Origin of the sequence: Bradyrhizobium rifense (assembly GCF_008123425.1) — a bacterium.
GTDB classification, from domain to species: Bacteria; Pseudomonadota; Alphaproteobacteria; order Rhizobiales; family Xanthobacteraceae; genus Bradyrhizobium; species Bradyrhizobium rifense.
Window position 1 is genome coordinate 25,333 of sequence record NZ_VSSS01000068.1, and the last position, 12,680, is coordinate 38,012.

A 12,680-nucleotide genomic window follows, 5' to 3' on the forward strand; every position below is an offset into this window, starting at 1 on the left:
GGGCGCGTGTCCCGGGCTTTCTGCGTTGCTCACCACTTCAATTCGCGCATCAGCGCCTTCGGCGGGTGGCCGAACAATTCCGTCACTGACTTGGGATCGAGCTGGTCGAGGCCCTCGAACTCCTCGGCATGGATGCCGCGGGTGACGAACAGGCAGTCGATGCCGAATTCGCGCGCGCCGGTCAGGTCGGTGCGGACGGAATCGCCGATCGCCAGCACCTTTTTCCGGTCGATCGGGTGGCCCTGGCGTTCGCCGGCCAGCCGCATCGCGCGCTCGTAGATCGGCCGGTGCGGCTTGCCGTAGAAGATCACCTCGCCGCCGAGCTCGCGGTACAGCTCGGCAATCGCACCGGCGCAATAGATCAGCCGATCGCCGCGCTCGACCACGATATCGGGGTTGGCGCAGACCAGCGTCAGCTTGCGCTCGCGCGCCTTCAGCATCATGCCGCGATAGTCTTCCGCCGTCTCGGTCTCGTCGTCGTAGAGGCCGGTGCAGACGATGTAGTCGGCCTCTTCCAGCGGCGCGGTCTTCGCATCGAGGCCGCGATAGATCGAGTTGTCGCGCTCCGGGCCGAGCCAGAACATTTTTCGTCCGGGGTGCTCGGCGACATAGAGCCGCGTCAGATCGCCCGAGGAGACGATCGCGTCATAGGTCTCGTCGGCGACGCCAAGCTTGCGCAATTGCCGCTGCACGGAGTCGGCCGGGCGGGGCGCGTTGGTGATCAGGATCACCGTACCGCCATGGCTGCGATAGGTGTGCAGCGCCTCGCAGGCCTCGGGGAAGGATTCCAGTCCGTTATGGACGACGCCCCAGATGTCGCTGAGCACGACGTCGACCCCGCCCACGAGCTCGCGCAGGCTTTGGGCGAAATGCAGCGTGGTCATGATGCGTGCGGCCGATCAGATCCGGCGCGCCAGCGCCGCGTTGCCGGTGATGCGCGATGACGGGGCGGCAGGCGCCGCAGCTGACGTTGCGCTTGGGCTGGGTGTTCCGGAGCCATTGGATCCCTGAATGTCCTGCGCCGGGTTCGGCGCGGCCCCGCCGGTAGCAGATGCCCCCTCGGGCCGCAATGGCCGGGGCGGCGCGAACAGAAAGCCCTGGCCGAACCGCACGTCATAGTCGAGCAGGTCGACCACCGCGCGCTCGCCCTCGATCCGCTCCGCGATCAAATCGATGCCGAAGCGGCCGAGCAGGTCGGACAGGTCGGAGGGATGAATGTCCGAGGTCGACGCCTGCTTCGGGTCGAGCAGGAGCGAGGCCGGGACCTTGATGAAGCGCACGCCACGGTCGGCAAGCTCGCGCGGCTCGATCCGCAAGTCGGTGACATGGTCGATCGAGAAACGGAAGCCGCGCTGCGCGAGTGCCGCGAGATTCTCGGTCTCTGCGGGGCCGAGGCCGCGGAAGGTCGACTGCTTGAACTCCAGCACCAGCGATGGCGCGAGCGCCCGGTTGGCCTCGAGGAAGTCGAGGCATTGCGCGAAGGTCGTGGAATTGCCGAGCGTCGAGGCCGCGACGTTGCAGAACACGCCGACATCCTTGTTGCGCACCATCAGCCGGCGCAACACCTGGACGCAGCGCAGCAACACCATGTTGTCGATGCGTCCGATCAGCCCGGAGGCCTCGGCGATGCTGATGAACTCTTCCGCAGCAATCAGCTGCTCGCGCTCGTCGCGCACCCGGGTCACGGCCTCGTAGAAGCGGACCTTGCGCTGCGGCAGCGTCACCATCGGCTGGAGGAAGATGTCGATGCGGTTCTCGTCGATGGCGTTGCGCAACGTCGTCAGCATCTGGGTCTGGTTGCGGCTGTTGACCGTCGAAACGGCATTGGCGGTCTGGGTCGGGGCGACCGGAGGCTTTGGCCGCGGCGGCGGTGCGGGAAGCGGCGGCGGAGCGGCCGGCCGATCCTCGAAGGATGCGATCAGGTCAAGCGGCGCTTCCGGCTCCAGCCTGGCGATTGGAGCGGCGGGCGGCGCGTGACCGGCCAGCAGGTCCTCATGGGTCGACACCGTGGCGGCAAGCTGCCTGACCAGCCCACCGAGCTCGTTGATCTCGCCGACCACCGACTGGACACGATCGGAATTGGTCGAATTGGACGAGGCGATTCGGCCCTCGATCGCGGCGAGCCGGCGGCCGAACTCGGCCACCTGGCGGGCGAGGTCGGCGGTGCCGCGCGACAGGTCGGCGATCTGGCCGCCGACGTCACTGCGGTCGCGCAGCCGCATCGAGACCGCGTTGTAGAGGATCAGGAAGGTCAACGCGGTCAGCGCGACGATCGCGGATTCGGTTCCGCTGATGCCGGCGACCGCGTAGAGCACGAGCCCGAGCGAGGCCGCGACCAGAACCATGCAGATGGCGATGAAGATCGTCGAAATGCGAATCATGCCGCGCGTTACGCCTCAAGAGCTGGCTGCCTCACCCGGGAAAACACGGGGCGCAATTCGCACCCGGCGCGCCTCGTGCTCCCCAAGCATGCATGACCCTAACATCATTGTTGATTCGAGGGGATAGCGGCTTGTTCGGGTCTCAAGTCAGGCCAGCCCGGCGAAAGCCTTCGAGGTAGTGCTCGCGGTCGGGGGCGAACTCGATCGGCATGAACTCGGCGATCCAGGCAAGCGAGACGTTCGGCTGGGCGCGCCGGAGTTCCTTCAATGCAACGCTGGCGATCTCGGCGTGACCCGCCATGCCGGCGGCTGCGGTCAGCACTCGATACGCGCCGACGAAGTCGCTGCGCTTGCGCAAGGCCTCCTGGGCGAGCCGGATCGCCTCCTCGTAATCGCCGCCGAGGAAGCGGGCATAGGCGGCGATGCCGAAATAGACGGGGCATAGGGGTCGCGCGGGCTGAGCCGGATCGCCCGGCGCGCGGCCTCGTCGGCGTCCTGCCAGCGGCCGCAATAGCCGAGTGCCAGCCCATAATAGCCCTGTGCCAGTGCAAAGTTCGGATTGAGCCGTAGCGCCGTCTCGAACTCGGCGAGCGAGTCCTCGAAGCGCCGTGCGAACAAATGGACATGGCCGAGCGCATTATGCGCCCAGGCATCTTCGTCGTCGGCGCGGATCGCGGCCCGCGCCGCGCGTTCGGCGACGGATATTGCGGCGGCCATCTCCATCCAGCCCATATGCGCCGTGAACATGTAGCTGGTACCGAGCAGGCCGAGCGCCTTGCCGTAGTTCGGGTCGAGAGCGATGGCCTTTTCGAGCAGGGCTTGCGCCACGACATGATCCTGCCGCGTCACTCGCCAATAGTGCGACAGCGCGCGCATCAGCAGATCCCAGGCCCGTCCATGCTGTCAGGCGGCTTGCGCTGGGCGCGAAAATTCTCCGCGGCATAGAGCTGCGGCTCGATCGCGGCAACGATTGCTTCCGTGATCTCGTCCTGCACGGCGAAGACGTCGGCGAGTTCGCGGTCGTAGCGCTCGGCCCAGAGATGGCTGCCGGTGGCGACGTCGTTGAGCTGTGCGGTGATGCGGACACGGTCGCCCTCCTTGCGGACGCTGCCCTCGACGACATAGCGAACGCCGAGCTCATCGGCGACCTGGCGCAAATGAACCGTGTGGCCCTTGTAGATGAAGGACGAGTTGCGCGCGATGACGAAGAACCAGCGCAGCTTCGACAACGCGGTGATGATGTCCTCGCTGATGCCATCGGAGAAATAATCCTGCTCGGCCTCGCCGCTCATATTGGTGAAGGGCAGCACGGCGATTGCGGGACGGTCGGGCAGCGGCAATCCTGCGCTCGTCGCGTCGGACGGCTTGCCGGACGCAGACGATGGGCCTGCGGAGGAGAGTTCTGTGACTTCGCCGACGAAGCGCACGCCCTTGCGCGCGACGGTGCGGATCAGCCGCTGCTCCTCGCCGGAATCGCTGACTGAGCGCCGTGCGGCGTTGATCCGGCTGGTCAACGTCGATTCGGAGACGACGCGGCCGTTCCAGATCGCATCGAGCAGGTTGTCCCGCGTCACCACGCGTTCGCGATTGCGGACCAGATAGAGCAGGAGATCGAACACCTGAGGCTCGAGCGCGACCAGCGTGTCCGCCCGCCGCAATTCGCGGCGCTCGGGATCGAGCACGAAATCCTCAAAATGAATCGCCACGCTGCGCCTCGGCTCCCGCTCGGAAATCAAGGTGCTCTCAGCGTAAAATAACGCCGCTCTCAAGGCCAGCGAACCGCATGCGCCCTATCGTCCCGGCAGTTCCAACCACAGGAGATTGCCATGTCGACATCAGCAGCACTCAGCGCGCAGGCCACAGCCCAACCCGATCTCGCCGCCGTCAAGCAGCGCCAGCACGGCGCGTGGTCGTCCGGCGACTATGCCGTCGTCGGCACCACCTTGCAGATCGTCGGCGAGCAGCTCTGCGAGGCGCTGGATTTGCGCGCCGGCAGCAAGGTGCTGGACGTTGCCGCCGGTAACGGCAATGCGACATTGGCGGCGGCGCGGCGCTGGTGCGACGTCACATCCACCGATTATGTGCCGGCGCTGCTCAAGCGTGGCCGCGAGCGGGCAGCAGCCGAGTGTCTGACGATCGAGTTCCGCGAGGCGGATGCCGAGGCGCTGCCGTTCCCGGATGCGAGCTACGATGTCGTTGTCTCGACCTTCGGCGTGATGTTCACGCCGGATCAGGACAAGGCGGCGTCAGAACTTGCGCGAGTCTGCAAGGCGGGCGGCAAGATCGGCCTTGCCAACTGGACGCCTCAGGGTTTTATCGGCCAGCTGTTCAAGACCATCGGCAAGCATCTCGCTCCCCCGGCTGGCGTGAAGTCGCCGGCCCTGTGGGGCACCTCGACCCGGCTTCAGGAGATGTTCGGAAGCCAGGCCTCGGAGATCGCTGCCGAGCCACGCATGTTCGTGTTTCGCTATCGCTCGCCGGAGCACTGGCTCGAGGTCTTCAAGTCATTCTACGGGCCGATGCTGAAAGCCTTCGCGGCGCTCGACGAGACCGGCCAGGCTGCGCTGAAGCGCGATCTCATGACCTTGCTTGGCGAGTTCAATCATGCCGATGACGGCACGGTGGTGGTGCACAGCGAATATCTCGAAGCCGTCATCACCAAGCGCTGAGGCGGAGTGCGGTCAGGCCGGTGCTCGGCCTGACCATCGGCTCTCTGGACGGCGCGGCGGCGCCGACCGTGTCGGCCGAAACGGCGTCGCGGCTGCCGAGCGGCTTGGGCCGCCCGGTGGTCGTATCCCGCAGGGTCTGCCGTTCCACCTCCGAATTGAGCTCCGCGCCGAACATGATGACGATGGCCGACATCCACATCCACATCATCAGGCCGATTGCCGCGCCGAGCGAGCCGTAGGTCGCGTTGTAATCGGCAAACTTCGAGAGATACCAGGATAACAGCGCCGAGCCGGCGATCCAGAGGACGGCAGCGGTCACCGCGCCCACACTCAGCCACTGCCAGCGTGGGGCGTCGCGGCTCGGCCCGAGCCGGTAAAGCAGTGCGAGCGCAACAAGCAGGAACAAGAGCAGGACGGGCCAGCGCGCAATGGCAATGATCAGCTTGCTTTCCGGCGCGAGCCGAAGGTGATCCAGGGCGAGCGGGAAGGCGACCACGGCGCCAACCATCAAGAGCAGCGCCGCGATGCCGCCGACCGTGAACGCGAGCGACACCATGTTGAGCCGGATGAAGCCGCGCTTCTCGCGTTCCTCGTAGGCCACGTTAAGGGCGTCGATGATGGCCTTGACGCCGGCATTCGCGCTCCAGATTGCGAGCACAAGGCCAAACACGAAGGTTGTGCCCAGCTCGGCATTGCCCTTGGAGACGACGCGCGCGACCTGGTCGCCGATAATCTGGTAGGTGCCCTCCGGCAGCATGACGGCGAGCGTCTGGAGATTGTCGCCAATGGTCTTGGGATCGGCGAATAGGCCATAGAACGAGACCAGCGCGGTGACCGCCGGAAAGATCGCGAGCAGGCCGAAGAAGACGACACCGGCCGCCGTGGCGAGCAGGCGATCGTCATCGATACGGGGATAGGTGCGCCAGAGGATGTCCTTCCAGCCGGCCCAGGGAATCGTGAGAGGGTTCTGCGAAAGACGGCCACGGCCTGGCTGCGCGGCCGCATGCGCTGGATTCGTCTCGGGGGAACTGGCCTCGGTATTGCGGTGGTCCTGAACGGGGCCCGACTGACCTGAGCCCTGGAAATACCTTTCCGCGGTGAGCACAAAGACGGTCGTGGCGGCGACCAGAAGCCAACTGTCGAACTGTCCTGATCGCGGCGTGGACATCAGGTGTCCAAACGATGGCTACGGGGCTTCCGCCGCGCCACTGTCACGCCCAACAGTCCGGCGGCCGCGACCATCAAGCCGAGCTGAAGTGAGCGATTGCTGCGAAGTGGCTTCGCCATGCTGCCCCTACCTCTTGCACCCGGTTTTTCGTCTGGCCCGAGCGGCACCAAAGGGATCGCCGTCGCGACTTCTTTCACCGCCTGCTTGACCGTTCCGCGCGGAATGCGCGGGGTGACGATCGCCACGCGCAGGCGACTGGCGAGCGGCACGATCGGCCTTGTGCGGCGGTTCATTTGCGCCGTCGCCACCCCGGCGCAGGCTGCGGCCAGCACCAGCAGCACGGCTGCGACGGCGCCAAAGCCCCAGAATTGTCCGTAGGTGATGGCGATCCAGCGGTAGAGCGCGATCAGGCCGACAAAGAAGGCCGCAATCAGGAACAGCCCGGCCACTGCGAACAGTCCCGCCGCGACCGCGTAGGACGTTACGCGTCCCGTGGTCTGGTTGGTGCGATCACGCAGATACGACTGCGCCGCGCGCTTGAGATGGTTGAGTTTCAGCGCCATGCCGGCGCGCAGCAATTCGCCCGATGGCGCGAGCATGCGGACATCCTCCGAGAGCGAGAAAATTCGTCGGGGGATGAACGTGGCGGAATTTGACTTGTTCCGCCGCGCGTGGCGGATCAGCCGAGATCGGCGGCCGCGATCCAGAACACCTCGCCCTCGGACTCCTCGGTGTCAAGCCAGAGCAGCGGCAGTTCCGGAAAGGCCTCGTCGACCAGCTCGCGGCCACGGCCGATCTCGCAAAGGAGGCCGCCATCGGGCGTGAGATGGTTGGGCGCTTCGTGCAGGATACGGCGAACCACGTCGAGGCCGTCCAGGCCGCCGTCGAAGGCGAGCCTTGGCTCGGCCCGGCACTCCGGCGGAAGCGCGGCCATGCCTTCCGCGTCGACGTAAGGCGGGTTGGTGATGATCAGATCGTATTTGTTGGCGCCGAGCGGCGCGAACAGATCGCCGCGATGGAGCGTGATCCGCTCATCCAGCTCATGTTCCCCGACATTGCGCGCGGCGACTTCGAGCGCGCCCTTGGAGATGTCGACGGCATCGACCATGGTATTCGGGAAATGATGCGCGGCGAGGATCGCGAGGCATCCCGATCCCGTGCAGAGATCGAGCACGCGCTCGACGGCCGTGGGATCGTCGATCAGCGAACCCACCTCGCCGTCGCCGCCGAAATGCGACTCCAGGAGCTCGCCGATGAAGGAACGCGGAACGATGACCCGCTCGTCGACATAGAAGGGCAGGCCGCGCATGTAGATCTTGTTGACGAGATAGGCGGTCGGTTTGCGCGTCGTCACGCGCTTGTGGATGAGGTCGAGCAGGGTCTTGCCTTCCGCAGCGGTGACGCAGGCATGGCCAAAGATCTCGAACTGGTCCGGAAGCAGGTGCAGGGCCTCGCAGACCAGGAAGACGGCTTCCGCGACCGGATCGGTCGTGCCGTGGGCAAAGGCAAGTTTCGCCTCGACGAAGCGGCTGACCGCATAGCGGACGAAATCGATCAGCGTGAGCAGCTCGCCGCGGCCGACCTTCGCGAGTTTTGGCACGGCGCGGCCGCGCGTGGTCTTTCTCACAGCTCGTGCCATCAGGATCGGGTCCAGCGTGCGGCGGCCTCGTCGTCACGGGCGTGGGCCTCGACCCAGCCGGTGCCGGTGGCGCTCTCTTCCTTCTTCCAGAACGGTGCGCTGGTCTTGAGATAATCCATCAGGAACTCGGCCGCCTCGAATGCCGCCTTGCGGTGTTGCGACGCCGTGAGCACCAGCACGATGTTCTGGCCGGGCATGAACCGCCCGACGCGATGGATGACCGTGACGCCGTTGAGCGGCCAGCGCGAAATGGCCTCGTCGACATGGCGCTTGATTTCTTCCTCGGCCATATCAGGATAATGCTCGAGCGTGAGCGCCGCGATCTTCGAACTGTCCTCGTCGGCGCGACAGATGCCGGAGAAGCTGACGACCGCGCCGATATCGGTGCGGTTCTCGGTCAGGAGCGCGATCTCGCGTGCGATGTCGAAATCGTCTTCCTGGATGCGGATGGCGACGGGGCAGCTGGTGACGGTAGAGGTCATGGGCTAGCCGCCGGTCATCGGCGGAAAGAACGCGATCTCGCGGGCGCCCGCGATCGTAGCGTCTGCCTTGACGTGGGCGTGGTCGATCGCGGTGCGGATCACCTTAGGCTTCTCGAACGCATAGGCATAAGCTTCACTCTGGCCGGACAGCCAGGCGATCAGCTCCTCGACGGTCCGCACCGTCGCGGGCGGCTCGATCGTCTCTTCGGCCTTGCCGACGCGCTCGCGCACCCAGGCGAAGTACTTCACCTTCATCCCTCATCCTCCTTGATGAGGTGATGGATGCCGGCGCGGAAATAATCGTAGCCGGTATACATGGTCAGGATCGCCGAGGCCCACAGCAGGACGAGGCCGATCAGCGAGACCATGGGAATGACCTCGTCGCCGGCGGGACCGGCGAGCAGGAAGCCGATCGCCACGAGCTGAACCGTGGTCTTCCACTTGGCGAGCTTGGTCACGGGCACGCTGACACGGAGCGCGGCGAGGTATTCGCGCAGGCCCGAAACCAGGATCTCGCGGCACAGGATCACGATGGCGGCCCATAGCGACCAGCCATGGATGATACCGTCGGCGGCCAGCATCAGGAGGCAGGAGGCAACCAGCAGCTTGTCTGCGATCGGGTCGAGCATCCGGCCGAACGCCGATTGCTGATTCCAGATCCGCGCGTAATAGCCGTCGAGATAGTCCGTCACCGCGGCGCCGATGAAGATCGCGACCGCGACCCAGCGCAGCCACAGCGGGTAGTCCATGATCGACTGCGCGTAGATGCATCCGACCACGACCGGGATCGCGGCGATCCGGCCATAGGTCAGGATGTTCGGGAGGGACATCGCGCGGCTAGTGGTCCCTCGTGTCGTGGCGATGTTCATCCGTCCTACCAATACCGCTCAAGCCTGAAGGTCAACCGTCCGTCCCTTATTGGGGGGCGGGATGCGACGACCATATGACTACAGCCCCTTTAGTTCACCCCGGCTGGGGATGGAAATAGTCGAATATCCTGCGGGCGCTCTCGGCGCTCACCCCAGGAACCTTGCCGAGATCGGCGATCGAGGCGCGTTCGATCTCCTTCAGGGTTCCGAAATGATGCAGCAAGGCACGTTTGCGTGACGGGCCAATGCCCGGAATCTCCTGCAAACCGGCCTCGCGGATATCCTTCTTGCGCAGCTTGCGGTGCGAGCCGATGACGAAGCGGTGGGCCTCGTCCCGCAGGCGCTGGATGAAATAGAGCACGGGGTCGCGCGGCTCCAGCTTGATCGCCTCGCGCTCCGGCATGAACAGGGTCTCGCGGCCGGCGTCCCGGTCAGGTCCCTTGGCGACCGACATCAGCGACACCTGGGTCAGGCCGAGATTGGTGAAGATCTCCCGGACGGCATTGAGCTGACCGCGGCCGCCGTCGATGATGACGAGGTCGGGCCATTGCGGGAAGTCGTCGTCCTTGGCCTTGGTGGCACTCTCTTCCGGCGGATTGATAAGACGCTTGAAGCGACGCTCCAGCACCTCGCGCATCATGGCGAAGTCGTCACCCGGCGTGATCCCTTCCGACTTGATGTTGAACTTGCGATACTGGTTTTTGACGAAGCCATCGGGGCCGGCGACGATCATGGCGCCGACGGCATTGGTGCCCTGGATATGGCTGTTGTCGTAGACCTCGATGCGCTTGGGCGCATGCGGCAGGCTCAGCGTCGTGGCTATGGCGTCGAGCAGGCGGCTTTGGGTCGCGGTATCCGCGAGCTTGCGGCCGAGCGCCTCGCGCGCATTGGTCAGCGCGTGGGTGACGAGCTCCTTCTTCTCGCCGCGCTTAGGCGTGATGACCTCGACCTTGTGGCCGGCCTTGATTGAGAGCGCATTGGCGAGCAGCTCGCTCTCCTCGATCTCGTGCGAGAGCAGGATGGTCTTCGGCGGCGGCTTGTCGTCGTAGAACTGGGCGAGGAAGGACCCCAGCACTTCCTCCGGCGTGTACGTTTTCTCCGCGCGCGGGAAATAGGCGCGGTTGCCCCAATTCTGGCCGGTGCGGAAGAAGAACACTTCAACGCAGGAGAAGCCGCCGTCCTGGTGGATGGCGAACACGTCGGCTTCTTCCACCGTGCGCGGATTGATGCCCTGCTGCGACTGGATCGCCGATAGCGCGGCGAGGCGATCTCGATAGAGCGCCGCGCTCTCGAATTCGAGCTCGCCGGAAGCCTTCTCCATCTCGCCTGCGAGCTCCTGCTTCACCGCTTGGCTCTTGCCGGACAGGAAGTCGGTCGCCTCGCGCACCAGCGTCGTATAACCGGGGAAGTCGATCTCGCGGGTGCAGGGGCCGGCGCAGCGGCGGATCTGGTAGAGCAGGCAGGGCCGCGAGCGACTCTCGAAGAAGGAGTCCGTGCAGGAGCGGATCAGGAAGGCGCGCTGCAAGGCCGTGATGGTGCGGTTGACGGCACCGGCGGAGGCGAACGGGCCGAAATAGCGCCCGGGCCGGGTCTGCGCGCCGCGGTGCTTCAGGATCTGCGGCGCCCAATGGTCGCCGGTGATTAGGATGTAGGGAAACGATTTATCGTCGCGCAGCTGCACGTTGAAGCGCGGCCGCAGCTGCTTGATGAGGTTGGCTTCCAGCAGCAGCGCCTCGGTCTCGGTGGTGGTCGAGACGATCTCCACGGTCACCGTGGCCGCGATCATGCGCAGGATGCGCGCCGGCAGCGGCGCACTCTGGCGCGCGTAGTTGGACAGGCGCTTTTTGACGTTCTTGGCCTTGCCGACATAGAGCACGTCGGCATTGGCGCTGAGCATGCGATAGACGCCGGGGGAGGTGGGCGCGAGCCGGACCGCGCGCTCGATCGCCTCGTGACCGGTCGCCAGCGGCTCTTCGCCGATCGCGCCGCTCTCTTCCAGAATATCCGGCAACCGCGCATCGTCCTCGTCATCGCCACCCGTGGTGGCGCGATCGAGGTCGGGCGGCGACGTCTCGCCCGACGTCTCCTGGGGCGGGGCGTCGGCGGTCGCGACACGCTGCGGTTTGCGCGCGCGTGCGTCGTCCGGATTGTCGGTGGAATCGTGAACCATGGTGCGAATTTAAGCGCTGGGGGAGCCGATTTGAAGTTCCGGCCGTGCCGCACGCACAGGATGGCGGCGCAGTTCCCGGTAACGCTTCCTTAAGTCTGTTAACAGCGCGGTAACGGGTCTTAACAGCCCTTTAACTTAAAACTCTCGATAAATCTTACGCGAAAAAGTGGTGGTTCCGTAACCATGCGTTTTGGTCTTGCGCTGCGACGCAGGCCTCGCACCCGGTTGCGGCAAGTTGCGTTGGAGTGTGTGATGAAGGGGCTCGTTGTGGGCGCAGCCGCGTTGGTTGCAGCCGGCTGGGCGGCTTCGGCAGAGGCCGCCGATCTCAGTTACGGGCAGCGTGCGCCCTATACGGTCAATCAGCCGCTCAATGGCTATAGCTGGGCCGGCCCGTATCTCGGCGCCAATCTCGGCTATGAATGGGGCTCGGTGAGCAACAATCCCGCAAAGCCCTCTGGCTTCGTCGGCGGCGTGCAGGCCGGCTACAATTTCCAGAACGGCCCGTGGGTGTTCGGTGTCGAGGGCGACATCCAGGCGGCCGGCGCCGACGACACTTTCGCGCCGTGGAAGTTCTCCAATCCCTGGTTCGGCACGCTGCGCGGCCGCGCCGGCTACGCCTTCAACAACATCCTGTTCTACGGCACCGCCGGCCTCGCCTTCGGCGAGCTGCGCGCGCAGACCTTCGGCTGGACGGAATCGCACACCACCGCCGGCTGGACCGCCGGGGTCGGCGCGGAAGTCGGCTTCGCGCCGAACTGGAGCGCGAAGCTCGAATATCTCTACATCGATCTGTCGTCGAGCCAGTTCGCAATTACAGGCGTGTCAAACGGCTATAGCGCCAGCGTTGTTCGCGCAGGCGTGAACTATCACTTCTGATAGCCAAAAAAGAAAATACCGGACAACAGCCTCCCGGCCGCTCGCGGCCGGGACTTTTTTTGCGCCGAATTTTTTGAGTCAGGTCCGCTAGGAAAGGATCACTAAATTGACCGCCTTCGGCCCCTTCCCTTTCTTGTCCGGTTCGACTTCGAATGTAATACGCTGTCCTTCGGCAAGGTCCTTCAGTCCCGCCCGCTCCACCGCGGTGATGTGAACGAAGACATCGCGACCGCCGTCGTCCGGCTTGATAAAGCCGTAGCCGCGCTCGCCGTTGAAGAACTTAACCGTTCCCGTATTGGCCATCGGGAAACTCCCCCTCATTGCTCCTCCGTCGCAACGCAGACGCGCGTCGCGACATGACCGGGCATCACGAAGCCCGGGAGAGCTGGCCATCCTTGGGCAGACCCTTCGGTCCGACTGGATCTT

General features: G+C 65.1%; 12 protein-coding genes and 1 pseudogene. 2 read left to right on the forward strand and 11 right to left on the reverse strand.

The window, feature by feature from the left end:
• Nucleotides 1–29: 29 nt before the first annotated feature.
• The 3 genes and pseudogenes from FXB40_RS39285 to FXB40_RS39295 all read right to left on the reverse strand — a co-directional run bounded on the left by FXB40_RS39285 (nucleotide 30) and on the right by FXB40_RS39295 (nucleotide 4,087).
• The gene (locus FXB40_RS39285; RefSeq protein WP_148777634.1) at nucleotides 30–884 is read right to left on the reverse strand and encodes a TIGR01459 family HAD-type hydrolase; all 855 of its coding nucleotides are present in this window, start codon (nucleotides 882–884) and stop codon (nucleotides 30–32) included.
• A 15-nt stretch (nucleotides 885–899) separates the two neighbouring features.
• A complete protein-coding gene (locus FXB40_RS39290; RefSeq protein WP_148777635.1) occupies nucleotides 900–2,381 on the reverse strand; it encodes an EAL domain-containing protein in 1,482 nt (493 codons plus the stop codon).
• 142 nt (nucleotides 2,382–2,523) lie between these two features.
• Nucleotides 2,524–4,087: pseudogene (locus tag FXB40_RS39295) on the reverse strand (winged helix-turn-helix domain-containing tetratricopeptide repeat protein).
• A 120-nt stretch (nucleotides 4,088–4,207) separates the two neighbouring features.
• Between FXB40_RS39295 and FXB40_RS39300 the strand changes: the two are divergent.
• A complete protein-coding gene (locus tag FXB40_RS39300) occupies nucleotides 4,208–5,050 on the forward strand; it encodes a class I SAM-dependent methyltransferase (RefSeq protein WP_148777636.1) in 843 nt (280 codons plus the stop codon).
• On the opposite strand, the gene FXB40_RS39305 is transcribed toward FXB40_RS39300, so the two are convergent.
• From FXB40_RS39305 to uvrC, 7 genes are all read right to left on the reverse strand, one after another.
• Complete coding sequence (locus tag FXB40_RS39305; protein WP_148777637.1) at nucleotides 5,037–6,218, reverse strand: YihY/virulence factor BrkB family protein; 1,182 nt, start codon at nucleotides 6,216–6,218, stop codon at nucleotides 5,037–5,039. The two genes, FXB40_RS39300 and FXB40_RS39305, sit on opposite strands and share 14 nt — an antisense overlap.
• Nucleotides 6,218–6,817, reverse strand: a complete 600-nt coding sequence (locus FXB40_RS39310) for a phage holin family protein (RefSeq protein ID WP_148777638.1) — start codon at nucleotides 6,815–6,817, stop codon at nucleotides 6,218–6,220. Before FXB40_RS39310 ends, FXB40_RS39305 begins: the two co-directional genes overlap by 1 nt.
• 80 nt (nucleotides 6,818–6,897) lie before the next feature.
• On the reverse strand, nucleotides 6,898–7,857 hold the full coding sequence (prmB, locus tag FXB40_RS39315) for a 50S ribosomal protein L3 N(5)-glutamine methyltransferase (protein ID WP_148777639.1): 960 nt from the start codon (nucleotides 7,855–7,857) through the stop codon (nucleotides 6,898–6,900).
• Nucleotides 7,857–8,339 carry a molybdenum cofactor biosynthesis protein MoaE gene (locus tag FXB40_RS39320; protein ID WP_148777640.1) on the reverse strand — a complete coding sequence of 161 codons (483 nt, stop codon included), beginning with the start codon at nucleotides 8,337–8,339 and terminating at the stop codon, nucleotides 7,857–7,859. The genes prmB and FXB40_RS39320 overlap by 1 nt, the downstream gene beginning before the upstream one ends.
• Before the next feature lie 3 nt (nucleotides 8,340–8,342).
• Nucleotides 8,343–8,594, reverse strand: coding sequence for a molybdopterin converting factor subunit 1 (gene moaD, locus FXB40_RS39325; protein ID WP_148777641.1), 252 nt, complete (start codon nucleotides 8,592–8,594; stop codon nucleotides 8,343–8,345).
• Complete coding sequence (gene pgsA, locus FXB40_RS39330; protein ID WP_148777642.1) at nucleotides 8,591–9,208, reverse strand: CDP-diacylglycerol--glycerol-3-phosphate 3-phosphatidyltransferase; 618 nt, start codon at nucleotides 9,206–9,208, stop codon at nucleotides 8,591–8,593. Before pgsA ends, moaD begins: the two co-directional genes overlap by 4 nt.
• Before the next feature lie 94 nt (nucleotides 9,209–9,302).
• Complete coding sequence (gene uvrC, locus FXB40_RS39335) at nucleotides 9,303–11,378, reverse strand: excinuclease ABC subunit UvrC (protein WP_148777643.1); 2,076 nt, start codon at nucleotides 11,376–11,378, stop codon at nucleotides 9,303–9,305.
• Between the two features lie 252 nt (nucleotides 11,379–11,630).
• Between uvrC and FXB40_RS39340 the strand changes: the two genes are divergently transcribed.
• Nucleotides 11,631–12,254 carry an outer membrane protein gene (locus FXB40_RS39340; protein WP_187437463.1) on the forward strand — a complete coding sequence of 208 codons (624 nt, stop codon included), beginning with the start codon at nucleotides 11,631–11,633 and terminating at the stop codon, nucleotides 12,252–12,254.
• An 87-nt stretch (nucleotides 12,255–12,341) separates the two neighbouring features.
• On the opposite strand, the gene FXB40_RS39345 is transcribed toward FXB40_RS39340, so the two are convergent.
• On the reverse strand, nucleotides 12,342–12,557 hold the full coding sequence (locus FXB40_RS39345) for a cold-shock protein (protein WP_027534220.1): 216 nt from the start codon (nucleotides 12,555–12,557) through the stop codon (nucleotides 12,342–12,344).
• Between the last annotated feature and the right edge of the window lie 123 nt (nucleotides 12,558–12,680).

Bases quoted from the DNA above. Each gene is read 5' to 3' on its own strand.
- moaD (WP_148777641.1), bottom strand. From the start codon at position 8,594: ATGAAGGTGAAGTACTTCGCCTGGGTGCGCGAGCGCGTCGGCAAGGCC.
- FXB40_RS39285 (WP_148777634.1), bottom strand. From the start codon at position 884: ATGACCACGCTGCATTTCGCCCAAAGCCTGCGCGAGCTCGTGGGCGGG.
- uvrC (WP_148777643.1), bottom strand. From the start codon at position 11,378: ATGGTTCACGATTCCACCGACAATCCGGACGACGCACGCGCGCGCAAA.
- FXB40_RS39290 (WP_148777635.1), bottom strand. From the start codon at position 2,381: ATGATTCGCATTTCGACGATCTTCATCGCCATCTGCATGGTTCTGGTC.
- pgsA (WP_148777642.1), bottom strand. From the start codon at position 9,208: ATGAACATCGCCACGACACGAGGGACCACTAGCCGCGCGATGTCCCTC.
- FXB40_RS39300 (WP_148777636.1), top strand. From the start codon at position 4,208: ATGTCGACATCAGCAGCACTCAGCGCGCAGGCCACAGCCCAACCCGAT.
- FXB40_RS39310 (WP_148777638.1), bottom strand. From the start codon at position 6,817: ATGCTCGCGCCATCGGGCGAATTGCTGCGCGCCGGCATGGCGCTGAAA.
- FXB40_RS39340 (WP_187437463.1), top strand. From the start codon at position 11,631: ATGAAGGGGCTCGTTGTGGGCGCAGCCGCGTTGGTTGCAGCCGGCTGG.
- FXB40_RS39345 (WP_027534220.1), bottom strand. From the start codon at position 12,557: ATGGCCAATACGGGAACGGTTAAGTTCTTCAACGGCGAGCGCGGCTAC.
- FXB40_RS39305 (WP_148777637.1), bottom strand. From the start codon at position 6,218: ATGTCCACGCCGCGATCAGGACAGTTCGACAGTTGGCTTCTGGTCGCC.
- prmB (WP_148777639.1), bottom strand. From the start codon at position 7,857: ATGGCACGAGCTGTGAGAAAGACCACGCGCGGCCGCGCCGTGCCAAAA.
- FXB40_RS39320 (WP_148777640.1), bottom strand. From the start codon at position 8,339: ATGACCTCTACCGTCACCAGCTGCCCCGTCGCCATCCGCATCCAGGAA.